Here is a 21,410-nt window from a genome sequence, read left to right as displayed (position 1 = left end):
CTATGGCCAGAGCAATTATTGCTGATGATCATCCGCTTTTTCGGGCGGCAATGAAGCAGGCATTAAGTGATAGTTTAGATAGCGACATTATTGAAGCTTCAAGTTTTTCTCAGTTAGAACAGCAGTTAAAGCAGTTTCCTCAAATTGAACTGGTGTTTCTTGATCTCTCAATGCCGGGTAATCGGGGCTTAACCGGACTGTCTGTTTTACGCAGCCAATTTCCGGATATTCTGGTCGTTATTGTTTCTGCAAATGAAGACACTCGTGTTATACGCCAGGCAATGGCGCTGGGTGCTAGTGGCTATATTCCAAAATCTGTTCCTTTACCCGAATGGCAGACGGCTGTAACAACAGTGTTGTCGGGCGATAACTGGCTACCGGAGTCGATGTTAAGCATGAATTTAGCAGAGCCTGACGAAGAGATGAGTGAATTTGCTAATAAGCTTGAGCAGCTAACACCGCAGCAATTTAAGGTTTTACAGTGCATTGCCGACGGTTTACTGAACAAGCAAATAGCCTATGAACTGGGCGTGCAGGAAACCACGATTAAACAACACGCTTCCGCAATTTTGCGCAAATTAAACTGTGTAAACCGCACCCAGGCCGGCATTATGTTCCGAGAAATGCTAGACACGTCGGATACGCTTGAGTAAACGCTTTAAAGCCCCACTTTTTAGAGGTTTTGGAATAAAGTAAGCGTTGGCTTCTAACGCTTGCTCTCTGAGTTGTTCATCGGGGTCAGCTGAATTGATAATAGCCGGGGTATCAGCACTCCAGGCTTTTCGCATAGCCCAAACAAGTTCAATTCCGGTATGACCGTCGTCGAGATGATAATCGGCCAGAATCAGTTCACAAGGTGGTTGCATTTTAGCTTGTTTGATATCGGCCGCCGTGAAAGTTTGTGCGCCCCAGTCAGTTAGAAGGCCCGCGGTAGCAACCAGAACCTGTGGGTCATTATCAATAACCAGTACCTTCATACCCTGTAATAACTTCTCATCAACAGAATAGTTTTGAATAACCATAGGTTGAGCTTCTTTCTCCCATCCTACAACAGGCAGGGTTAGGCTAAAAGCTGTGCCTTGACCGGGCGTTGAAGACAGGCTTAACTCAATTTTCAACAGCCGGCACATACGTTCAACAATCGAAAGCCCAAGCCCAAGTCCCGGGTTGTCGCCACTGGATTGCAGCTGATGAAACTCGCGGAATATCTCTTGTTGTTTATGCTCAGGAATGCCCGCTCCTGTATCAACAATGCAAATGGTGAGTTTATCTTTGCGACGGCGAAAGCCCAACACAATACGGCCTTGCTCGGTATAACGTAAGGCGTTAGACAGCAGGTTCTGCACAATGCGGGTCAGTAGTTTTCTATCCGTTTTTACCAAGCCAGAGCTTTTGTGGTAGTTCAGTTGCAGTTGCTTTTCTTTCGCCATCATTTGATAACGTTCAACGAGAGGTTGTAGCGCCTGATCAATAGAAAAGCACTGGTAGTCGGGTTGCAGGTTTCCTGCATCCAGTTTGGTCATATCAAGCAGCATGGTAAGCAACTCTTCGGCGTGTTCTAAAGACCGTTGTATATTTGAGGCTAGTGGCAGGTAGTCGTGTGGTAGTCGCGACTGCAGCATTTCACAAAACAAGCTGGCGGCATTAAAAGGCTGCATTAAGTCGTGGCTTACCGCTGCAAAAAATCGGGACTTACTTTCATGAGCTCTTTCTTCCGCCTGTTTGGCGGATAATAACTGCTGTGTTCGCTCGTCAACGCGTTGCTCCAGCTCCTGATTAACTTTTTGTAGCTGTTTTTGGGCTTCGATACGCTCAGTAATATCACTGTAGGTTGTAACAAAGCCTCCGCCCGGCATTGGGTTTCCCTGAAGCTCTATTGTTAATGAGCCCTGCTGGCGCTGGTAACGATAGGCACTACCAGCACGTAAGTAACTCAGACGTTTTTGAATTTCACTTTCGACGTCTCCGTTTTCAGAGGTACTTAGCAGACCGCGACTGGCGTTGTAACGCAGCAGTTCTTCAACAGGCATTCCTGAGCGGACTAATCCGTCCGGGTAAGCAAATATCTCCAGATAACGACGGTTCCAGGCTACCAGTCTCAGTTTTTGGTCGACCACACTAATGCCCTGCGGAATATTTTCGACGGAAGCCTGTAAAAGCTCCCGGTTAAACTGATAAAGGCGTGACGCTTCGGTCGCCCAGTCAACTACCCGGGAAACCGGGAATTCCTGCTGCTCCGAAACGGTATCCAGCAGAAGCCGGCTGGCTGAAGTGCCTATTACCGCTGACAACTCGCGCTCGATACGAACCAGCATAGGAGCCGGAACCATTGCCTGGCCTTCCGGGGTTAACAGATCCATCCTCAGCCGCTGTTGAATAGCCGCTAATTGCTGGTCATCGTAAAACCGCGATAAGAGTGAACGCAGCCGGGCCCAGGTGAGACTTGGCTGTTGTGTATAACTGTCACTGTTATCAATATGGGGCAGTTCCGTCTGAACATTTCTGCTAATTACCGAGAATAACCAAAAGCAGGCCAGGTTGGCTCCCAGGCTAATGAGTACGCCATTGGCGATATCAATATCGGTAACCAGAGGTTGACGGCCGATGGAAGGAATGAGTAAAAGTACCAGCCAGAGAATCGTACCGACAGCGAGTCCGGCCAGTACGCCGGTTTGAGTCGCATTTCGCCACACAACCGTCGCTAAAATAGCGGGAGCCAACTGAGCCAGTAAGGCCAGTGAGAGTAACCCGGAGTTTACCAATGGCATCGACTCAATGGTGGCTTGATAGTACAGGTAGGCCATAAACATGACCACGACCATTGTCATGCGCCGAATGGACAAAATTCGCTTGGGCGTAAAGCTAAACTGCCTGAGTTTTTGCCGGGTCATGCGCAACCAGACGGGCATAACCACGTCGTTTGAGACCATGATGCTCAACGCCAGTAACGCAATAATGACCATACTGGTCGCTGCTGACAAACCGCCAATAAAGGCAATAAGGGTAATATCCGGCCTGTCCATCATAAGCGGAATGGCAAGCAGAAAGGTATCCTGCCCCGCTTGTTCCGGTGCTAGGTGTAATGCGCTTAATGCCAGCGGCAGTATGAAAAAATTAATAGCGAACAGGTATAGCGGAAAAGCCCAGCGTGCCGTTTTCAATTCATCGGGATGGGTGTTTTCCACATAGCCCACATGAAACTGCCGTGGCAGACAAAACATGGATAGCCCGCCTAACAGCATATGTACCGCAAACACATAGCCGCCATGCTCACGCCCGGCCAGAACCTCCTGAGTATGCGCTGACTGAAAACTGGTATGAAAAAGGTCGGCTAAACCGTCGAACACGGTATAACTGGCAAATAGCCCCACAATGATAAAAGCACCAAGCTTTACTAAAGACTCGAAAGCAATGGCATCCATTAAACCGGAATGCTGTTCGGCCAAACTAAGGCGGCGTGTACCAAAAAGGAAACCGAACCCAATCATGGTTAAAGCTACTAGGAAGGAAAGGTCGAATAGCCACGACGGGTTATTATCAAACCCGGTGACAGCCGCAAAACTTGATGTGACCGCACGTAATTGCAGTGATATGTATGGCACGACGGCGATAAAAGCGGTAATGGCGACAATTCCGGCTAATAAGGGCGACTTGCCGTAGCGTGTGCCGATGAGATCAGCAATGGACGTAATATTCTGGTGTTTACAATAATTGAGTAGCTTAAGTTGTAAGCCATGAAGCACGATAAAAACAACAATTGCACCGGCGTAAGTTGGCGCAAAGGCCCAGCCATAGTAGGCAGACTGAGTAATGGTTCCGAAAAACGCCCATGACGTGCAGTGCACACCCTGAGCCAGGGAGTAGCGATAAGGCTTTACCCGGTTGGACGCTGCCCGGTCACCGCGATAAGCAATGCTGAATAGAATGGTTAAGTAAGCAATTGCTGCAAAAACGGTGACTTCGATGCTTAGCATGGCTAATGGTGATCCTGCTGATCACGGAAAACAGTCAGCGACCAGTTAAACTTAATTGCCCCTAAGCGAATCAGCAGCGTTGATGCCATACCAGCAGCTAATGCTATCAAAGGTTGGTAAGGAACCAGCAGAACATAAACCGTAGCCCCTGCGATGCAAGTCGTTGCGTACAACTCACTTTTTAAAACCATGGGAATATCACGGGCAAGAACGTCACGGAGCATGCCACCAAAACAGGCCGATATGGTTCCCATAATAATAGCGATAAAAGGTGAAAAGCCCGCTGATAAGGTTTTTTCCGCGCCCATTGTTGCAAAAAAGGCAAGTCCAATGGCATCGGCGACCATTAATGTTGTCATGGGAATATAGGCTTTAAAGCGCAGCCAGACTATAGTGAGTAACGCCGCAATAATAATGGTGTAAAGGTAGTTGGGATCGTAAGTCCAGAAAACCGGTAAACCCAGTATAAGATCGCGAGTCGTTCCGCCGCCAATAGCCGTTGCTGATGCTAAAACCAGTACGCCAAAACCATCCATTTTCTTACGAAACGCTAATAACGTACCAGCTATCGCAAAAACCGCGACACCAGCATGATCTGTCCAGTAAAATATCAATTCCATGAGTAATCAGAAAGTAGCAATGGTATAACTTAGTTTGTCATTAACCTTTATTGATTCCCAGCACAAATTGAGTGGCTATTTGCTATTCATAATTTTATCATGGCACCAACGTCAGAAAGGCTGTTGGGCTAAGGATTAGCGAGAATGAGTGCAACTCAGTACACGACAAAACACGCGGTTGACGAACTCGTTGACAGTTATCAACGAGTTCCCATGTTAGTTATTGCAACGCACCCGGATAGATCACGGATAGGCGAACGTGCCGCATTAATTGATTTGCACAATGAGGGCAATGATTATTTAAGCCGGGTAAAACCCGAATTCGCTAAAAATGGCAATGCCGGTAGAGCCTTGCTTGATGAATTTATTAGTCGTTCACCCATTATTTTTCAAAGTGAACCCGATGGGCGCATAAAGCTTCGGGCACATAGCACTAAAACGACGGTAACCGTTGTTGGCCGAGGCGTTCAGGACGAGTATGTGCTGCACGAAAGAGAGCTGGATAATGGCGTGGTTATTGGTTTAAACCATAGAATCGTCTTATTGTTGAAGCTTCTGCCGCTGCATGACTCTGCGGTTGATGATAACGATGTACTTTTTGGTATCAGTTCCGATATTCGGGCTATCAGACAACGTGTAGAGCAACTGGCCAGTATGAGTCTGCCGGTTATGATTAGAGGTGCGGCCGGAGTAGGAAAACAGCAGGCGGCTTATGCCATTCATCAGGCCAGTGAAAGGCGTGACAAGCCGTTCATCAGCGTGAACCTCGCTGCAATTCATGACGCAGTCGCCGAAGCTGAACTGTTTGGGAGCGAACGCGACGGAAACCGTCAGCTTGGCTATTTTGAGCAAGCAAACGGTGGAACTATTGTACTTGAAGATATCGAAGACGCTTCGGTGAATGTGCATCGCTTATTGCACACTGTTCTGCAAAGTGGCTCAGTTGTCCCTGTCGGCACCGAGGATACGCAGCCTATCAACTGTCGTATTATGCTTACCAGCCATAAAGACCCCGGCGACATTGAAGAAAACTCGACGTTATCGATGCTCATTGAAAAGCTGTCCGCCTATCAGTTGTTTATTCCGCCTTTAACGGAAAGGCGTGAAGACATAGGCTTGTTGTTCGATTATTTTGTTCGGGAACAATGGCAAAAGCTTTATGGTAACCGCGCGTACGATGCGAAAATTTCCGGTGAACTAATGAGCCAGCTAATGACATTTCATTGGCCTGGCAATGTGCGGCAGTTGCGAAATGTTGCTCGACAGGTGGTTATTGATAGCCGCGATCAGGAGCAATTGCATTTGGATCCGCAACTACTCTCTATGCTTAGGCCCACCTCGGTAAATGGTCATTGGGAAGAAGAAACACATGTTCAGCGGCGACCAAACAGTGTGAGCCGCAACGAGTTATTAGAAACGCTGGAAAGTTGTCGCTTTGAGCTGCAGGCTACAGCGAAAAAACTCGGTATTTCCCGAGCGTCTGTTTATCAGTTAATTCAACGTTTTGAAGGTGTGCGAACCGCACAGGACTTATCCGAAGAAGAGATTAAGCAAAGCTACGAGAAAAACCGTTCTGACACCGAAAAAATGATGTGGGATTTACAAGTATCACAAATTGGTTTGAGGCGCAGGCTGAAAAGTTTGGGATATGATATTTGATAATACTGAGCGGCGTTAAACTTTCTGATAGTATAACGGGTTTAGATAAATTGAATTGTATTTTGCAATAGCTGTCCCCATATCGTGAGATGGTTGTTCAAAAATTAATAATAAATTTAAATTAACTGAGGGAATTTTATGGACTTTTTTATTAGCTCAGCTTACGCGCAAGACGCAGGTGGTCAAAGTGGCGGTGGCATGGAATTAATTTTCATGCTGGTAATGTTTGCTTTGATTTTCTACTTCATGATTTACCGTCCGCAAGCTAAGCGTGTTAAGCAGCATAAAGAATTGATGGGTGCATTGAGCAAGGGTGATGAAGTACTTACTCAAGGCGGTTTAGTCGGTAAAATTACCAAAGTAAGCGACGATAAAGACTTTCTTGTTATTGCTTTGACTGACGAGCTAGAAGTAACCATCCAGAAAGGTTCTGTGACTTCCGTTCTTCCTAAAGGAACAATGAAGTCTCTCTAATCTCTGACATTAGAAACAGGGGCACGACGTGTTAAATAAATACCCGTTGTGGAAAAACCTGCTGGTTATTTTTATCGTTTTAGTGGCAGCGCTTTATGCGCTGCCAAATATTTACGGTGAAGACCCGGCAGTTCAAGTTTCCGCAAACCGAAATGCGACCATTGATACCAGCACTATGGATCGCGTAAAAAGCAGTCTGGAAAACGTTGGCATACAAGCAAAAAGTATCGCACTGGAAGAAGAGCAGCTACTGGTCCGCTTAAACTCGGACGATGAGCAGCTAAAAGCCCGGGAAACTATCCTGGACAGCTTAGGTGATAATTACATTGTTGCTTTGAACTTAGCGCCCGCAACACCTGAGTGGCTGAAAAGTGTTGGTGCTCAGCCAATGAAGCTTGGGCTTGATTTGCGCGGCGGTGTGCACTTCTTAATGGAAATCGACATGGACGAAGCTGTCCGCAAAATTGTCGATGGTATGAAAGACACAATCCGCACAGAGTTGCGTGAAGAGCGTATTCGTTACAGTGCCGTTAGAGTTGACGACACTACTGTAGAAGTTGAGCTGCGTACTGACGAAGCCTATGCCGAGGCCGCAAGCTACTTAGACGGCAGGTATCAGGGCTATAACCTGGTAGAAGACGAAGAAAACCGGCTGCTGCAGTTGCAGATGAGTGATCAGAAGCTTGCGGAAACTCGAGATTACGCGGTGTCGCAAAACATCACCATTATGCGTAACCGGGTGAATGAGCTGGGTGTTGCAGAGCCAGTTATTCAACGTCAGGGCTCTAACCGCATTGTTGTTGAGCTTCCTGGGGTGCAGGATACCGCCCGGGCGAAAGAGATTTTAGGGGCTACAGCAACGCTGGAGTTCCGTATGGTTGACTCCGAAAACGACGTACGCGACGCCGTCAACGGCCGAGTGCCTTTTGGTAGTGAGTTAATGCCAATGCGTGATGGTCCACAGCAGCTACTGAAAGAAGACGTTATTCTGACTGGTGACCATATTGTTAACGCAGGCGTTGGTTACGATGAGTACAACCGTCCTCAGGTTAATATTACGCTGGATGGTGCTGGCGGCAATAAAATGTCTATGGCAACCAAAGACCATGTTGGTCAGCCTATGGCAACGGTTTTTATCGAATATAAAGCCACCGATGAGCGTGATGAAGAAGGTAACCTGCAATTCACCAAAAACGCAGAAGTTATTAACGTAGCCACTATTCAGTCTCGTTTAGGCAGTAGCTTCCGTATTACGGGTGTTGGCGCTAACGAAGCACAGAATCTGGCGCTGCTATTACGCGCAGGTGCGTTGATAGCCCCCATACAGATTGTTGAAGAACGCACCGTAGGACCAAGCCTGGGACAGCAAAACATTGATTCAGGTACACAGGCTATTTTCTGGGGCTTTGTTTTAGTACTGGCCTTTATGGTTGTGTACTACAAGAAGTTTGGTTTGGTGGCAAACACAGCTTTGGCAGCTAACCTGATTCTTATTATCGGTGTTATGTCGATGATACCCGGCGCAACACTGACCTTGCCAGGTATGGCCGGTATTGTATTGACCGTCGGTATGGCCGTTGACGCCAATGTGCTTATTTTTGAGCGTATACGCGAAGAAATTAAAGCTAAGCGGAGTCCGCAACAGGCCATTCATCATGGTTACGACAGCGCTTTGTCGACCATTGCCGATGCTAACGTCACAACGTTAATTGCGGCGCTTATATTGTTCGCTATTGGTAACGGTCCTATTAAAGGCTTTGCCATCACTCTTGCTATCGGGATTATCACATCCATGTTTACTGCGATAGTCGGAACCCGAGCCATTGTTAACTCAGTTTGGGGCGGCAAAAAGCTGTCTAAACTGCCTATCTAGGGGGAGCCATGCAAGAGATTATAAAGACAAATGAACGACTTCCCTTCATGCGGTTCCGCGGAATTATGGGCATTATCAGTATTATACTGGTGGTGGCTTCCATAGCTTCTTTATCGGTTAATAAGCTCAATTTTGGGCTTGATTTTACCGGCGGAACATTACTTGAGGTGGGGTTTGAAAAACCAGCAGATTTAAGCCGGGTGAGAAGTGCGTTAGACAATAAGGGCTTCGGTGATGCCGTGGTGCAGAACTACGGCACCCAGGAAGATATCCTTATTCGTCTGGAGCCGCGTGAAGGCGTGAAAGCCGAGCAGCTCGGCACCGATATTCTTGACTCTTTGCGCGGTGAATTTGAGCAAACCGTTGAGATGCGCCGCATAGAGTTTGTGGGCCCCAATGTTGGTGATGAGTTCATCGAACAGGGTGGCCTGGCCATGTTAACCGCTCTTATTTGTATTTTGCTTTACATTGCGATGCGGTTTGAATGGCGTCTGGCAGTAGGTGCTGTCGCAGCATTGGCGCATGACGTTATTCTGACACTGGGCTTGTTTTCAATACTGGGGCTTGAGTTTGATCTGACGGTATTGGCGGCATTACTTGCGGTTATCGGTTACTCCATTAACGATACCGTTGTTGTCTGTGACCGAATTCGGGAGACTTTCCGTAAATACGCTAAACTGACTCCTATACAGACGGTCAACCGCGCACTAACGGATACACTGAGCCGGACATTGGTTACCTCGTTAACAACCATATTGGTGTTATTAACCTTGTTCTTCCTTGGGGGACCGTTAATTCACGGGTTTGCTACGGCTTTATTATTTGGTGTGGTTATTGGTACTTATTCATCCATTTATATCGCCAGTACAGTGGCTCTGGCCTTTGGCGTAAGCCGTGAAGACTTAATGCCGACGGAAGTGGAAAAAGAAGGCGCGGATCAGGATCCTTTGCCTTAATATAGGTATAACTGTTTAACTTGAACGGAGTGCATTTGACATGTTGGCTGTAGTTTCACCTGCAAAAAACCTGGATTATGAAAGCAACTTGCCGAGCCTCGATGTAACTCAGCCACGATTGCTGGATAACGCCGAAGAGTTGGTGAAGGTGTGCCGGCAGTTGAGCCCTCAGCAATTGGGTTCGTTAATGAAAATTAGCGACAAGCTGGCCGGGCTTAATGCCGCGCGGTTTGAGCAATGGCAACGGCCTTTTAATGAAGAAAATGCACGTCCGGCAATGTTCGCGTTTAACGGTGATGTCTATACTGGATTAGATGCTGCCAGTTTGAATTCGGAAGCCATTAATACGGCACAGCAACAGCTGCGAATTCTTTCTGGCCTTTATGGTGTCTTGCGTCCGTTGGACCTTATGCAGCCTTATCGGCTGGAGATGGGAACTAAATTGGACAATCCAAAGGGTAAAAACCTATATGAATACTGGGGCGATACCATTACTGAGCTGCTGAATGACGACTTGGCCAGGCTGGGGAGCTCGACGTTGGTGAACCTGGCGTCAAATGAGTACTTTTCTGCCGTTAAGCCAAAAGCGCTTAATGCGGATATTATCACGCCGGTATTTAAAGACGAGAAAAACGGCCAGTATAAAGTTATCAGCTTTTATGCGAAGAAGGCGCGGGGGCTTATGGCGCGATTCATCGTGAACCAAAAGCCAAAATCTGTGTCTGATCTTAAAGAGTTTGATGCAAGTGGTTATCGCTTTAATGAAGCAATGTCGAGCGATAAGCAATTGGTTTTTTGTCGTGCTGAGCAAAAATAAAGGAGCGCACAATGAGTGACGATCAGGTTGAAACATCACCGGCAACTGAAGAAGCCAGTCGCAAAACGACTTGGGTTGTCGTTAGCTTAATTGTGTTGGCAGTTATCGCCGCTATTGTATGGTGGTGGTTACCCGCTTCTGAGGACAAAAAACCACAAACTGAGACGGTCGAGGTGGATCAGCAGCAGTCTAGTGAAGTCGAAGTTGAAAGCTATGACGAAGAAACTGCAGAGCCGGAACCAGAGTTGGAGTTAGAGCCAATTCCAGCTGAGCCGGAACCGGCTCCTGAACCTCAGGAACCGGAGCCTGAACCCATAGCTTTGCCTGAACTTGATGAAAGCACACCAACTGTGTTGCAAAACCTTGATTCAGCGGAAATCAATATTCGTCCATTAAAAAGCTCGCAGCTTATCCGCGATGCTGTTGTGCTAATGGATAACATCAGTAACGGCAGTATTGTTCGCGAGCGTACTATTGTACAACGTCCAGATGGGCGCTTTAAGGTATTGGAAGTTGATGGCGAGCTTTATATCGATGAAAGCAGTTATCACCGCTACGATGCCTTAGTTGACTGGTTTGTTAGCCTGGAAGCGGATGTCTTAGTTGAAAACTACGAGCTATTTAAACCCTTAGTGCAGGAAGCTTACGCAGAAATAGGGTATCCGGAATCTGACTTCGACAGTACTTTACTGGAAGCTATCGAAGTTGCTCTTGATACACCGGTACCGGATGGACTGGTTCAAGTAGAAGACGATAGCGTAATGTATACCTTTGCGGACGATAGCTATGAGTCATTACCTGCGGCGCAAAAGCAGTTATTACGTATGGGGCCGGATAACATTCAGCGTGTAAAAGATAAATTACGCGAAATAAGAAGAGCGTTGCAGTAAATTTATGACTGATAAAAATACCATTCCGGAATTCGTTAAAGGCGAGTTCCCTGTTACCCATAATCGATTTCTGCGCTGGGTTGGCCGACTCGGCATGAGGGTTCTCGGTGGCTGGAAAATTAATGGTGAAATGCCGAGTGTGAAAAAAGCTATTCTTCCTGTGGCACCACATACCTCAAACTGGGATTTTCCAGTCGGTGCATGCGTTATGTTAGCTATGGGTTTGAAACTGAATTACCTTGCCAAGCATAGCTTGTTCCGTTTTCCGCTCAAAGGACTGCTGACAAAACTGGGTGGCATTCCGATAGACAGAAGTAGCGCCAATGGTGTGGTCGGCAACATGGTAAAGCAGTTCAGAGAAAAAGATGAACTGATTCTGGTGATAACGCCGGAAGGCACCCGGAAACGCGTGCATGAATGGAAAAAAGGGTTCTTACACATGGCACAGCAAGCAAAAGTGCCTGTTGTCCCCATAGCGTTTGACTATGCACGTAAAGCGATTGATATTGGCCCGGCACTAATGGTTAGTGACGAAATTGAGAAAGAACTGGAGCGAGTGAAGTCCTATTTCGAACATGCTCAAGGTAAGCGGGGAGAGGCGTGTTGAAGCTTCCTTTGCGGCTTTGTCTACTGCTGTTAATACTGCCGGTTTTTCATTCGGCGGTAGCGGCAGACTTCTGGCGCAGTGAATGGATGGTACCTGAATCTGCTGAAGGCAAAAAGCTAATAATTCGCCCAATAGAAGCATCGGATGCTGATCGCTTCTTCCACAGTTACATGACATCGCAAAAGTGGCTGTATAACCGTCTTGGGTGGGCCTGGCCTTCGGAAAAAAGCAGTCTGGAACAAAATGAAACTATGGTGAGCTACCACCTGGAGCAAGCCAAAGAAAGAACAAGCTTTACCTACTTAGTACTTGATAAAGAAGACAAGTCCATAATTGGCGCCGTTTACATGGTACCCGTTGCCGCCAGCAGAGAAGAGAAAAGCGGTATTCCCCGCAATGCTTATAACGCTGAAATTAGCTGGTGGTTATTAGAGTCAGCGGTGAATGACAATTTGCACAATGACTTTTTTGTTTTGTTAACAAATTGGCTGGAGGCAAGCTGGCCCTGGCGGCAAGTGTTGTTCCCGGTATCGCAAAGCAACGATACAGCCTTACAGCTATTAGAAAGTAGTAACGCGCGTTCGCTCGGGCGTGACTTAGATGCAGAAGAAAAGTATTTCTCCTACGCAATATCACGCAAATAATCCCGCATTGTGCTATCATCGCGCGCAATTAACGAACGGTTAATAAGGAAAACTCATGCAGGTAATTGAAGGCGGAATTAACGCAGCTGGTAAAAAGTTTGCCATTATTGTCTCCCGGTTTAACCATTTTATGGTGGAAAGCCTGTTAGACGGTGCTGTGCAGACGCTGAAACACTACGGTGAAGTAGCCGATGAAGATATCACGGTTGTGCGTGTTCCCGGTGCTTATGAAATGCCGGTAACGGCTAAGCGCCTGGCCAGCTCAGGTAAATACGATGCGATTATTGCCGTTGGTGCTGTTATTCGTGGCGGAACACCTCATTTTGAGTTTGTTGCAGGTGAATGTAATAGCGGGTTAGGCCGGGTTGCAACGGAATTTGATTTGCCAGTGGCGTTTGGTGTTATCACCACCGATACGCTGGAACAAGCCATTGAACGCAGTGGTTCTAAAGCCGGCAATAAAGGCTCGGAAGCCGCACTAAGCGCGCTTGAAATGGTTAATGTACTGAAACAACTCTGAGACACATTAGATGAAACCCGCAGCAAGAAGAAAGGCCCGTAAGCTGGCCGTGCAAGCAATTTACTCATGGCAGTTATCGCAAAATAGCTTTAGCGATATTGAGGCTCAATTTTTAACAGAAAACGATACCAGCAAAGTCGATGTCGACTACTTTTTAGAGTTGGTTCGTGGTGTTGGCGGGCATTACCGGACACTGGACGATGCGCTGGAACCGTTTTTAGACAGACCCATTAAAGAACTCGACCCAATTGAAATGGCCGTTCTGAGACTGGCTGCCTACGAGTTGCGCGAGCGAGTGGATGTACCTTATAAAGTAGCGATTAATGAAGCGATAGAGTTGGCTAAATCTTTCGGTGCCGACGAAAGCCATCGTTTTGTAAACGGCGTTCTCGATAAAGCAGTAGATACTTTCCGCCCAACCAGGCAGTAACTTATGCCCCGCGATGAATTTTCGCTAATCAATGAATACTTTACTCATCGCTCCGCAAAACGGGGCGATGTTGCTATGGGGATTGGAGATGACGGCGCTGTTGTCCGTCCACTGCCCGAGCATGACCTGGTCATTGTTACTGACACTCTGGTAGAAGGCGTGCATTTTGATAAAACCACGCCGCCAAGAGCAATTGGTCATAAAAGTGTGGCTGTTAACCTAAGTGACTTAGCGGCAATGGGTGCCCAACCTTGTTGGGTGAGCCTGGCTTTAACCCTGCCAAACGTTGATGAAGACTGGCTGCAGGAGTTTAGTGGCGGGCTGGATGAAATTTGCAGTTACTACGACTGTCAGTTGATTGGTGGCGATACAACCAAAGGGCCACTCACTATTACCGTAACTGCGCATGGTCAGCTGCCTTCAGGAAGCGCAATACCGCGCTCCGGAGCTAAAGCAGGAGACTGGATTTACGTTAGCGGTTCTCTGGGCGATGCAGGCTTAGGCCTGAAGGTAACTCAGGACAAAGTCAGCACGACAGGGCGGCACTTACAGCAAGTGATTGAGCGGTTGCACTTTCCTACGCCCAGAGTTGCTTTGGGGCAAACGTTACGTGGCATAGCCAGCTCCTGTATCGATGTTTCCGACGGTTTACTTGCAGATTTGGGGCATCTAATGACAGAAGCCGGAACTGTCGGTCAGCTCGAATTAGATAAACTACCCTTGTCTTTAGCCTTAACCGAAACATTAAAAGTGGATGAAGCATTAGCTTTGGCACTAACAGCCGGCGACGATTACGAGCTTTGCTTTACCTTGCCAGAAGAGCATCGCGGACGTATGGAAACCCTGACAGCCCACCTTAAAACACGGCCAGTTTGTATTGGCAGGGTCGCTAATGGCGGACAAGGGGGCATTCAATTGCGTTATCAGGGCGAAGAATGGTCTCTGGCCGATGGTTACCACAGTTTTAATCATTTTGCGGAAAATGATCTTTCCGGGGAAAAGGGCTAGAGGGTTATGAACTAATGTCAAAGACATCGCTTTCATGGTTTAACCCAATACATTGGCTGGCTCTGGGGTTTGGTTCGGGTCTGGCGCCCAAAGCTCCTGGTACTTTTGGTACTCTTGTTGGTATCCCTGTTGTTTTCTTAATGGCTCAGCTTAACTGGTGGGAGTATCTGCTCGCGCTAGTGGTTATGACGCTTGCGGGTATCTGGATCTGCCAGTATACGGCTAAGGCTATGGGAGAGCACGATCACCCTGCTATTGTCTGGGATGAAATAGTTGGCTACGCCATAGCCATGTTCGCGCTGCCGGTGGAACCTTTATGGCTGATTGCTGCTTTTGTCCTATTTCGTATTTTTGATATCTGGAAACCCGGTCCAATAGGCTGGGCTGACAGAAAGCTGCACGGTGGTAACGGCATCATGATGGATGATGTCCTCGCCGGTATTTTCTCTGCTGCGTTACTGCACTTAGGATGGTGGGTATCGGGTTTACTCAGCTAAATAAACCCGACACTCTAACCGTCTGTTCTAACCTTTTTTCAGGAAGTTATTCACCTGGCTTTGGATGCCTTTCGCGTCTAGTCCAATTTCCTCGCGAACCTCGCCTTGAGAGCCATGTTTAATGAACTCATCGGGCAAACCAATATTGAGAACCTGAGGACGGGCTTTGTGCTGCGCGACGTATTCACTGACTGCGCTGCCTGCACCGCCCGCTACAACGTTTTCTTCCACCGTAACCAGTACTGAGTGGTCTTTCATTAATTCGTCCACACAGTTGGTGTCCAGCGGTTTTACGAAACGCATGTCAATGACGGTAGCATTAAATGCTGAAGCGGCTTCTTCTACTTCGGGCAACAGGGTGCCAAAGTTTAAGAATGCCACGTCCTGTCCCTTTTTAACGGTTACCGCTTTACCAATTTCTATAGCCTTACCCTGACGTAATTCCAACCCAACGCCTGCACCACGGGGGTATCGTACGGCAGCCGGACCTTTATGCTGGTAGCCGGTGGTTAGCATATCCAAACATTCTTGTTCATTACTGGGCGCCATAACCAACATGTTTGGAATACAGCGCAGGTAGCTTAAATCGAAAGCGCCCTGGTGGGTCGGTCCGTCGGCACCGACAATGCCGGCTCGATCTATGGCGAACAACACGTCTAAGTTCTGCAAAGCCACGTCATGAATTAATTGGTCGTAACCGCGTTGCAAAAAGGTAGAGTAAATGGCAACAACAGGCTTCATTCCGGCAATGGCTAAACCTGCTGCGTAGGTCACGCTGTGTTGCTCAGCAATTGCCACGTCAAAATACTGTTTTGGGAAGCGCTGCGAAAACTCAACCATACCTGAGCCTTCACGCATTGCCGGAGTTACTGCCATTAGCGACGGGTCGCCACTTGCGGTATCACACAGCCATTGTCCAAAAATTTCAGAGTAGCTGGGAACGCCTGCCGCTTTTTTCGGCAAGCTGGATTCCGCGGGGTCAAACTTAGGAACGCCGTGATAACCAATGGGGTCTTTCTCGGCTGGTTTATAACCTTTTCCTTTTTGCGTCACTATGTGCAGTAATTGCGGACCTTTTAAATCGCGCATGTTGGACAAGGTTTCCACCAGGGTGTCGACATCATGGCCGTCGATAGGACCTATGTAGTTGAAGCCCAGCTCTTCAAAAATAGTACCCGGTGCCATCATGCCTTTCATGTGCTCTTCAGCGCGGCTGGCAAAATGACGAATATGCGGCAGAGGACTGAGTAACTTTTTACTGCCTTCGCGTAATGAAGTATAAAAACGACCGGATAACAGACGGGCGAAGTGATGGTTCAAAGCACCGACGTTTTCAGAAATGGACATATCGTTGTCGTTTAACACCACCAGCATGTCGGGTTTTATGTCACCAGCATGGTTCATTGCCTCGAACGCCATGCCTGCCGTCATAGCCCCGTCACCAATAATAGACACCACTTTCTGGCGTAAACTTTGGCGTTGCGCTGCCACGGCCAGGCCTAAAGCAGCAGATATCGACGTGCTTGAGTGACCCACCGATAAGACATCGTATTCGCTTTCTTCCCGCCACGGAAAAGGGTGTAACCCGTCTTTCTGGCGAATGCTGTGCAACTGCTGTTTACGCCCGGTCAGTATTTTATGCGGATAAGCCTGATGGCCAACATCCCACACCAGCTTGTCTTCAGGAGTGTGGTAGATGTAGTGAAGGGCGACTGTTAACTCAACCGTACCTAAACCGGAGGCAAGGTGGCCACTGCTCTGACTGACCGATGTCAGCAAAAACTGACGAATTTCAGCGCACAAGTCAGGTAATTGCGAGCGTGACAGGCGACGCAAGTCGGCGGGTAAATTAATTTTATCGAGTAACGGATATTGTTGAGTCATTCAGTTAGTGGTCCCGCTTTAACAGCAAGTCGGAAAATTGTTCGAGTTTGTCGGTATTGTAAGGGATATCGCTTAATGACTGTAGCGCTTTGTTATGTAAGTTTTGTAAGCGTCGTTGAGCGCCTTCAATACCTAACAAACGCACGTATGTGGATTTTTCAGACGCGGCATCTGAACCCTGAGGTTTCCCCAGTGCTTCAGTGTTACCTACGACATCGAGAATATCATCCTGTACTTGAAATGCCAGCCCCAAATAACGTGCAAATTGTTCGAATTTTTCTTGCCACTTTTGGGCGTCGCTGCTACCACATAAAACGCCCATGCTGGCTGCTGCTGTTATTAATGCGCCGGTTTTACTTAAATGCATTTGCTCCAGAGCACTTTCGGTAAGGTTCTTTGCCGTTGCCTGTAAATCAATTGCCTGACCGGCACACATGCCCCGGGCACCGCTGGCTTTCGCCAATACATGAACGAGTTGCAGTTGGCGCTCTGCCGGTATGTCCTGCATGTTGCTTTCGGTCAGTATTTCAAAGGCCAGAGTTTGCAGTGCGTCACCTGCGAGAATAGCTGTCGCTTCATCGTACGCAATATGGCAAGTCGGTTGTCCGCGACGTAAGTCGTCATCGTCCATGGCCGGTAAGTCGTCATGAATTAATGAATAAGCGTGAATTAATTCAATAGCAGCTGCTGAACGCAAGGCATCGTCTTGGTTGGCGCCGCAGATATCGGCAACAGTCATTACCAGATAGGGGCGAATACGCTTTCCACCCAGTAAAACACCATGCTGCATTGCCTGACTCAAACGCTTATTTAACGTCAGGGGTTCGAGCTTCTGCTGTAAAAATGTGTCGACTTGCTTTCTTGTATCTGCTGTTAACGAATTAATCGTCACATCAGTTCTCCATCACTTTCATCATTGCCTGATTGTTGTTGCTCGGCTAACAGGGTTGTGACTTTTTGTTCAGCCTGCTGCAATTGTTGCTGGCTGGAGCGTGACAGCGCAATGGCCTGCTCAAACTTTTTCAGCGACTGTTCTAAGGGTAAATCGCCTTGCTCCAGTTCATTAACCAGTTGCTCTAACTGTTCAAGAGCCTGTTCAAAGGATTGCTGCTTCTGTTCTTCTGCCATAGCTGAGTCTGCCTTAAAATCTGTTTTGAGCCGCATTGCTACAAGAATGAAAGTTAATTATCCGATAAAGAATCCCGAATGTCAGCCGATGATCTCATTATTCCTGTGTAAGATGATCAGATGTCGCTTGTCAGAGCGGCGCTATTGTTTAAGAATGAGCACAGCAGCATAAGCGAAAACGCAAATCGGGGAGGAAAGCTGAGTGGATATAGCAACGCTCATAGGAATTATCGGCGCCATCGGCTTTGTTGTGGTCGCCATGATTCTGGGTGGGGATATAAGTCTTTTTATCGATGCGCGTTCGTTTTTTATCGTATTCGGTGGCTCATTATTTATAACCTTAGCTAATTTCTCGTTAAGCCAGTTTTTAGGGACGGGAAAAGTCGTCGTTAAGGCCTTTTTCTTTAAAATTGAACACCCACAAGAGCTTATCGACACTGCCGTTGAAATGGCTGACTCTGCGCGAAAAGGCGGTTTCCTGGCATTGGAAGAGGCGGAAATTCCGAATAAATTCTTTCGTAAAGGCGTCGACATGCTGGTTGATGGCCATGACGCCGAAGTGGTTCGCCAAACCTTGTCAAAAGACATAAAAATGAGTTTTTCTCGTCACGAGGAAGGTGCTCGCGTATTTAAAATACTCAGTGATGTTGCCCCGGCAATGGGTATGATAGGTACCTTGATTGGTTTGGTCGCTATGCTTTCCAATATGGACGACCCTAAAGCCATAGGTCCGGCTATGGCCGTTGCCTTGTTAACCACGCTTTATGGTGCGTTTCTGGCGAACGTTATTGCTATTCCTATTGCCAATAAACTGTTGCTGCGCGCAGAACAGGAAAAACTGAACCAACAATTGATACTGGATGCCATTTTAGGTATTCAGGACGGTCAAAACCCTCGTGTCATTGAAGGTATTTTGCGTAATTACCTGGCTGAATCTAAGCGTATTGGTAATGAGGATGAGGACGAGTAGTCATGGCCTCAGAGAAAGTCAGAGACGAAGAAGAAGAAGACTGCAACTGCCCGCCAGCGGGCTTACCTATGTGGATGGCAACCTTTGCCGATCTCATGACTTTGCTCATGTGCTTCTTCGTGCTCTTGCTGGCTTTCTCCGAGATGGATGTATTAAAGTTTAAGCAAATTGCCGGCTCTATGAAGTACGCCTTAGGTGTACAGAATAAAATTGAAGTTAAAGACATTCCTAAAGGTACCAGTGTCATTGCACAGGAATTCCGGCCCGGGCGTCCGGAGCCGACCCCCATTGAAACCATTCAGCAGCAAACCGTTGAAATGACCCAGCAAATGCTGGAATTTCAGGAAGGCGAGTCTGACTTTGCCGGGGGGCAACAAACCGAACGTGGTGGTCAGGAAGCTGACAGCGCAGAAGATCAAAAAGAAGCTGAATCTGAAAACACCGAAGCCATGACTCAGGTGTCTAAAGAGCTTATGCGCCGCATTGAACAACAGCTAGAGAATGAGATTAAAGCCGGAACCATAGAGCTGGAACAGCATGGTCAGCAAATCATTATTCGTATTCGCGAGCAGGGCTCATTCCCTGAAGGTTCTGCGTTCTTGCAGCCGCAGTTCCGGCCTATCATTCAGCAGGTTGCCGAGGCATTAAAAGATATTCCCGGCGAAATTACCATTTCCGGGCACAGTGATAATGAACGTCTGGTTTCAGAAATCTACTCGTCGCGTTGGGATCTCTCCAGCAAACGCGCGGTGGCCGTTGCTGAAGAAATGCTGAAAGTTGAAGACTTTAGTGAGGACCGCTTGGTTGTCATGGGCTTCTCCGACACTAAACCATTAGTACCAAACAATTCTGAAGAAAATCGTAAGCGCAATCGCCGGGTTGAAATTTCGGTTATGCAGGGTAAGGCGGCAGAATCTGACCCGGTTGATGTTATTGACTGAGTGCTGGTTTCTGTCGGGCAGGACACGTATAATTGCCCACTTTCCTAAAGACTTGACGATTTTGCTATGAAGTTTGTTGTTCGCCTGCACGCCGAAATTACCATTAAAAGCCGCTCTGTACGCAAGCGTTACGGTAAAGTACTTACCAATAACCTGCGTAAAATTCTGGCGCCAATCGATGACTCGGTTTACGCAAAGTGGCTGTGGGACCGAATTGAGGTTTCAGCCGATGGCGATGATTCTGAAGTACGTAATCAAATCAAAGAAGTCTTACAGAATACGCCGGGCATTTCCTGGTTTGCAGAGGTTATCGAGCAGCCATTAACCGACTTTGATGCCATTGCGGAATTAGTGGGCGAACACTGGCTACGGCGCCTGCCGGGTAAAACCTTTGCTATGCGTGTTAAGCGCAAGGGGCATCACGAGTTTAACTCGCAGCAGCTGGAGCGTTACATTGGTGGCTATTTGCTGCAACGCGTTCCCGATGCATCCGTTAACCTTTCTAAACCCGACCTTGAAATTGCACTGCAAATTACGAATAAGGTCGTGCACCTGGTTGGAGAACGTATTAACGGTTTAGGTGGCTTTCCAATTCCTACTCAGGAAACTGTATTGTCCTTGCTTAGCGGCGGTTTTGATTCAGGCGTTGCAACCTATGAGTTTATCCGGCGCGGTGCGCGAACGCACTTCTGCTTCTTTAATTTAGGCGGCGATGCTCATGAAGTGGCCGTGCGTCAAATAGCCTATTACCTCTGGAAGCGTTACAGCGCTTCGCATCCCATTAAGTTCATCAGCGTTGATTTTGCGCCCATTGTTGATGACATTCTTACCAATGTGGAAAACGGGCAAATGGGCGTGGTATTGAAGCGTCAAATGCTACGTGCTGCCGATAAAGTTGCGCGCTATGTCAAAGCTCAGGCTTTGGTCACCGGCGAGGCGATGGGGCAAGTGTCCAGTCAAACTCTGGCTAATTTGCGGGTTATTGACCAGGCAACGGATGCGCTAGTTTTACGGCCTCTTATTACCAAGGACAAACAAGAAATTGTTGATGAAGCCAAGCGTATTGGCACCGAGCCTTTGGCAAAATCGATTCCCGAATACTGTGGGGTTATTTCAAATAAGCCAACGGTTAAAGCTATTCCTGCGGTTATCGAAGCCGAAGAAGCAAAGCTTAATAAAGATTTACTCGATCAAGTGGTGCAGGCGTCAAACGTACTCAGCATGCAGGATATAGCAACTCAAACTGATAAAGAACTGGAGCTGCCGGATACAACCACGGAACTCAAAAGTCATACCACCATCATAGATATTCGAAATGATGAAGAAATTGAAGCTGCGCCTTTGTCGGTAGATGTAGAGGTTATTGAGATACCATTTTTTAAATTAGCCACTCAATTTGCTGAATTGGATCAAAGTCGTGAATACCTGTTGTATTGTGATCAGGGCATTATGAGCCGGATGCAGGCTTTGTTATTGCACGAAAATGGCTATAGCAACGTATCGGTTTATAAGCCTTAA

21 protein-coding genes are annotated in these 21,410 nt (G+C 47.5%); 16 read left to right on the top strand and 5 right to left on the bottom strand.

Annotation, left to right across the window (positions count from 1 at the left end):
• Nucleotides 1-2: 2 nt before the first annotated feature.
• On the top strand, nucleotides 3-653 hold the full coding sequence (locus VBY75_RS10505; RefSeq protein WP_222235765.1) for a response regulator transcription factor: 651 nt from the start codon (nucleotides 3-5) through the stop codon (nucleotides 651-653).
• Here the strand turns inward: VBY75_RS10505 and VBY75_RS10500 are convergent.
• Both VBY75_RS10500 and VBY75_RS10495 read right to left on the bottom strand, forming a co-directional pair.
• Nucleotides 627-3,974 (bottom strand): PAS-domain containing protein, encoded by a 3,348-nt coding sequence (locus VBY75_RS10500; RefSeq protein ID WP_416512395.1) that lies wholly within the window; start codon nucleotides 3,972-3,974, stop codon nucleotides 627-629. The two genes, VBY75_RS10505 and VBY75_RS10500, sit on opposite strands and share 27 nt — an antisense overlap.
• Before the next feature lie 2 nt (nucleotides 3,975-3,976).
• Entirely contained in the window at nucleotides 3,977-4,594 is a 618-nt protein-coding gene (locus VBY75_RS10495) for a trimeric intracellular cation channel family protein (protein ID WP_416512393.1), read from the bottom strand.
• Nucleotides 4,595-4,738: 144 nt separating this feature from the next.
• On the opposite strand from VBY75_RS10495, the gene VBY75_RS10490 reads away from it, so the two are divergent.
• The 12 genes from VBY75_RS10490 to VBY75_RS10435 all read left to right on the top strand — a co-directional run bounded on the left by VBY75_RS10490 (nucleotide 4,739) and on the right by VBY75_RS10435 (nucleotide 14,969).
• Nucleotides 4,739-6,253: a sigma-54-dependent transcriptional regulator gene (locus tag VBY75_RS10490; protein WP_222235763.1), complete on the top strand. Its 1,515-nt coding sequence runs from the start codon at nucleotides 4,739-4,741 to the stop codon at nucleotides 6,251-6,253.
• A 138-nt stretch (nucleotides 6,254-6,391) separates the two neighbouring features.
• Nucleotides 6,392-6,727, top strand: a complete 336-nt coding sequence (gene yajC / locus VBY75_RS10485; protein WP_054489456.1) for a preprotein translocase subunit YajC — start codon at nucleotides 6,392-6,394, stop codon at nucleotides 6,725-6,727.
• A 28-nt stretch (nucleotides 6,728-6,755) separates the two neighbouring features.
• A complete protein-coding gene (gene secD / locus VBY75_RS10480) occupies nucleotides 6,756-8,600 on the top strand; it encodes a protein translocase subunit SecD (RefSeq protein ID WP_054489454.1) in 1,845 nt (614 codons plus the stop codon).
• An 8-nt stretch (nucleotides 8,601-8,608) separates the two neighbouring features.
• The gene (gene secF, locus VBY75_RS10475; RefSeq protein WP_278356301.1) at nucleotides 8,609-9,556 is read left to right on the top strand and encodes a protein translocase subunit SecF; all 948 of its coding nucleotides are present in this window, start codon (nucleotides 8,609-8,611) and stop codon (nucleotides 9,554-9,556) included.
• Nucleotides 9,557-9,596: 40 nt separating this feature from the next.
• A complete protein-coding gene (gene yaaA / locus VBY75_RS10470; protein ID WP_222235760.1) occupies nucleotides 9,597-10,373 on the top strand; it encodes a peroxide stress protein YaaA in 777 nt (258 codons plus the stop codon).
• An 11-nt stretch (nucleotides 10,374-10,384) separates the two neighbouring features.
• A complete protein-coding gene (locus VBY75_RS10465; RefSeq protein WP_416512389.1) occupies nucleotides 10,385-11,263 on the top strand; it encodes a DUF3014 domain-containing protein in 879 nt (292 codons plus the stop codon).
• A 4-nt stretch (nucleotides 11,264-11,267) separates the two neighbouring features.
• The gene (locus VBY75_RS10460; protein WP_278358444.1) at nucleotides 11,268-11,870 is read left to right on the top strand and encodes a lysophospholipid acyltransferase family protein; all 603 of its coding nucleotides are present in this window, start codon (nucleotides 11,268-11,270) and stop codon (nucleotides 11,868-11,870) included.
• The gene (locus tag VBY75_RS10455) at nucleotides 11,864-12,514 is read left to right on the top strand and encodes a GNAT family N-acetyltransferase (RefSeq protein ID WP_224798084.1); all 651 of its coding nucleotides are present in this window, start codon (nucleotides 11,864-11,866) and stop codon (nucleotides 12,512-12,514) included. Before VBY75_RS10460 ends, VBY75_RS10455 begins: the two co-directional genes overlap by 7 nt.
• A 55-nt stretch (nucleotides 12,515-12,569) precedes the next feature.
• On the top strand, nucleotides 12,570-13,034 hold the full coding sequence (ribE, locus tag VBY75_RS10450; RefSeq protein ID WP_054489444.1) for a 6,7-dimethyl-8-ribityllumazine synthase: 465 nt from the start codon (nucleotides 12,570-12,572) through the stop codon (nucleotides 13,032-13,034).
• Nucleotides 13,035-13,044: 10 nt separating this feature from the next.
• On the top strand, nucleotides 13,045-13,464 hold the full coding sequence (gene nusB, locus VBY75_RS10445) for a transcription antitermination factor NusB (protein ID WP_222235758.1): 420 nt from the start codon (nucleotides 13,045-13,047) through the stop codon (nucleotides 13,462-13,464).
• Nucleotides 13,465-13,467: 3 nt separating this feature from the next.
• Nucleotides 13,468-14,472: a thiamine-phosphate kinase gene (gene thiL, locus VBY75_RS10440; protein WP_222235757.1), complete on the top strand. Its 1,005-nt coding sequence runs from the start codon at nucleotides 13,468-13,470 to the stop codon at nucleotides 14,470-14,472.
• 14 nt (nucleotides 14,473-14,486) lie between these two features.
• Nucleotides 14,487-14,969 (top strand): phosphatidylglycerophosphatase A, encoded by a 483-nt coding sequence (locus VBY75_RS10435; RefSeq protein WP_416512385.1) that lies wholly within the window; start codon nucleotides 14,487-14,489, stop codon nucleotides 14,967-14,969.
• 27 nt (nucleotides 14,970-14,996) lie between these two features.
• Here VBY75_RS10435 and dxs read toward each other — a convergent pair whose 3' ends face one another.
• From dxs to VBY75_RS10420, 3 genes are read right to left on the bottom strand one after another with little or no spacing between them, the layout of a single operon-like run.
• Complete coding sequence (dxs, locus tag VBY75_RS10430; protein WP_416512383.1) at nucleotides 14,997-16,853, bottom strand: 1-deoxy-D-xylulose-5-phosphate synthase; 1,857 nt, start codon at nucleotides 16,851-16,853, stop codon at nucleotides 14,997-14,999.
• Nucleotides 16,854-16,857: 4 nt separating this feature from the next.
• Nucleotides 16,858-17,745 carry a polyprenyl synthetase family protein gene (locus tag VBY75_RS10425; RefSeq protein WP_416512381.1) on the bottom strand — a complete coding sequence of 296 codons (888 nt, stop codon included), beginning with the start codon at nucleotides 17,743-17,745 and terminating at the stop codon, nucleotides 16,858-16,860.
• Complete coding sequence (locus tag VBY75_RS10420) at nucleotides 17,742-17,981, bottom strand: exodeoxyribonuclease VII small subunit (RefSeq protein WP_054489432.1); 240 nt, start codon at nucleotides 17,979-17,981, stop codon at nucleotides 17,742-17,744. Before VBY75_RS10420 ends, VBY75_RS10425 begins: the two co-directional genes overlap by 4 nt.
• Nucleotides 17,982-18,183: 202 nt before the next feature.
• Between VBY75_RS10420 and pomA the strand changes: the two genes are divergently transcribed.
• The 3 genes from pomA (at nucleotide 18,184) to thiI (ending at nucleotide 21,410) form a co-directional block, all read left to right on the top strand.
• Nucleotides 18,184-18,951, top strand: a complete 768-nt coding sequence (gene pomA / locus VBY75_RS10415; protein ID WP_222235753.1) for a flagellar motor protein PomA — start codon at nucleotides 18,184-18,186, stop codon at nucleotides 18,949-18,951.
• A 2-nt stretch (nucleotides 18,952-18,953) separates the two neighbouring features.
• On the top strand, nucleotides 18,954-19,892 hold the full coding sequence (locus VBY75_RS10410) for a flagellar motor protein MotB (RefSeq protein ID WP_222235752.1): 939 nt from the start codon (nucleotides 18,954-18,956) through the stop codon (nucleotides 19,890-19,892).
• A 66-nt stretch (nucleotides 19,893-19,958) separates the two neighbouring features.
• Nucleotides 19,959-21,410: a tRNA uracil 4-sulfurtransferase ThiI gene (gene thiI, locus VBY75_RS10405; protein WP_222235751.1), complete on the top strand. Its 1,452-nt coding sequence runs from the start codon at nucleotides 19,959-19,961 to the stop codon at nucleotides 21,408-21,410.

This window comes from Idiomarina sp. HB, assembly GCF_048059115.1.
Taxonomy (GTDB): domain Bacteria; phylum Pseudomonadota; class Gammaproteobacteria; order Enterobacterales; family Alteromonadaceae; genus Idiomarina; species Idiomarina abyssalis.
This window is presented reverse-complemented; position numbering and strand designations above follow the sequence as displayed.

What these genes read in the sequence shown, in the direction of transcription:
- VBY75_RS10505 (WP_222235765.1), top strand. Translation starts at nt 3, where the DNA reads ATGGCCAGAGCAATTATTGCTGATGATCATCCGCTTTTTCGGGCGGCA.
- VBY75_RS10500 (WP_416512395.1), bottom strand. Translation starts at nt 3,974, where the DNA reads ATGCTAAGCATCGAAGTCACCGTTTTTGCAGCAATTGCTTACTTAACC.
- VBY75_RS10495 (WP_416512393.1), bottom strand. Translation starts at nt 4,594, where the DNA reads ATGGAATTGATATTTTACTGGACAGATCATGCTGGTGTCGCGGTTTTT.
- VBY75_RS10490 (WP_222235763.1), top strand. Translation starts at nt 4,739, where the DNA reads ATGAGTGCAACTCAGTACACGACAAAACACGCGGTTGACGAACTCGTT.
- yajC (WP_054489456.1), top strand. Translation starts at nt 6,392, where the DNA reads ATGGACTTTTTTATTAGCTCAGCTTACGCGCAAGACGCAGGTGGTCAA.
- secF (WP_278356301.1), top strand. Translation starts at nt 8,609, where the DNA reads ATGCAAGAGATTATAAAGACAAATGAACGACTTCCCTTCATGCGGTTC.
- yaaA (WP_222235760.1), top strand. Translation starts at nt 9,597, where the DNA reads ATGTTGGCTGTAGTTTCACCTGCAAAAAACCTGGATTATGAAAGCAAC.
- VBY75_RS10465 (WP_416512389.1), top strand. Translation starts at nt 10,385, where the DNA reads ATGAGTGACGATCAGGTTGAAACATCACCGGCAACTGAAGAAGCCAGT.
- VBY75_RS10460 (WP_278358444.1), top strand. Translation starts at nt 11,268, where the DNA reads ATGACTGATAAAAATACCATTCCGGAATTCGTTAAAGGCGAGTTCCCT.
- ribE (WP_054489444.1), top strand. Translation starts at nt 12,570, where the DNA reads ATGCAGGTAATTGAAGGCGGAATTAACGCAGCTGGTAAAAAGTTTGCC.
- nusB (WP_222235758.1), top strand. Translation starts at nt 13,045, where the DNA reads ATGAAACCCGCAGCAAGAAGAAAGGCCCGTAAGCTGGCCGTGCAAGCA.
- thiL (WP_222235757.1), top strand. Translation starts at nt 13,468, where the DNA reads ATGCCCCGCGATGAATTTTCGCTAATCAATGAATACTTTACTCATCGC.
- VBY75_RS10435 (WP_416512385.1), top strand. Translation starts at nt 14,487, where the DNA reads ATGTCAAAGACATCGCTTTCATGGTTTAACCCAATACATTGGCTGGCT.
- dxs (WP_416512383.1), bottom strand. Translation starts at nt 16,853, where the DNA reads ATGACTCAACAATATCCGTTACTCGATAAAATTAATTTACCCGCCGAC.
- VBY75_RS10420 (WP_054489432.1), bottom strand. Translation starts at nt 17,981, where the DNA reads ATGGCAGAAGAACAGAAGCAGCAATCCTTTGAACAGGCTCTTGAACAG.
- VBY75_RS10410 (WP_222235752.1), top strand. Translation starts at nt 18,954, where the DNA reads ATGGCCTCAGAGAAAGTCAGAGACGAAGAAGAAGAAGACTGCAACTGC.
- thiI (WP_222235751.1), top strand. Translation starts at nt 19,959, where the DNA reads ATGAAGTTTGTTGTTCGCCTGCACGCCGAAATTACCATTAAAAGCCGC.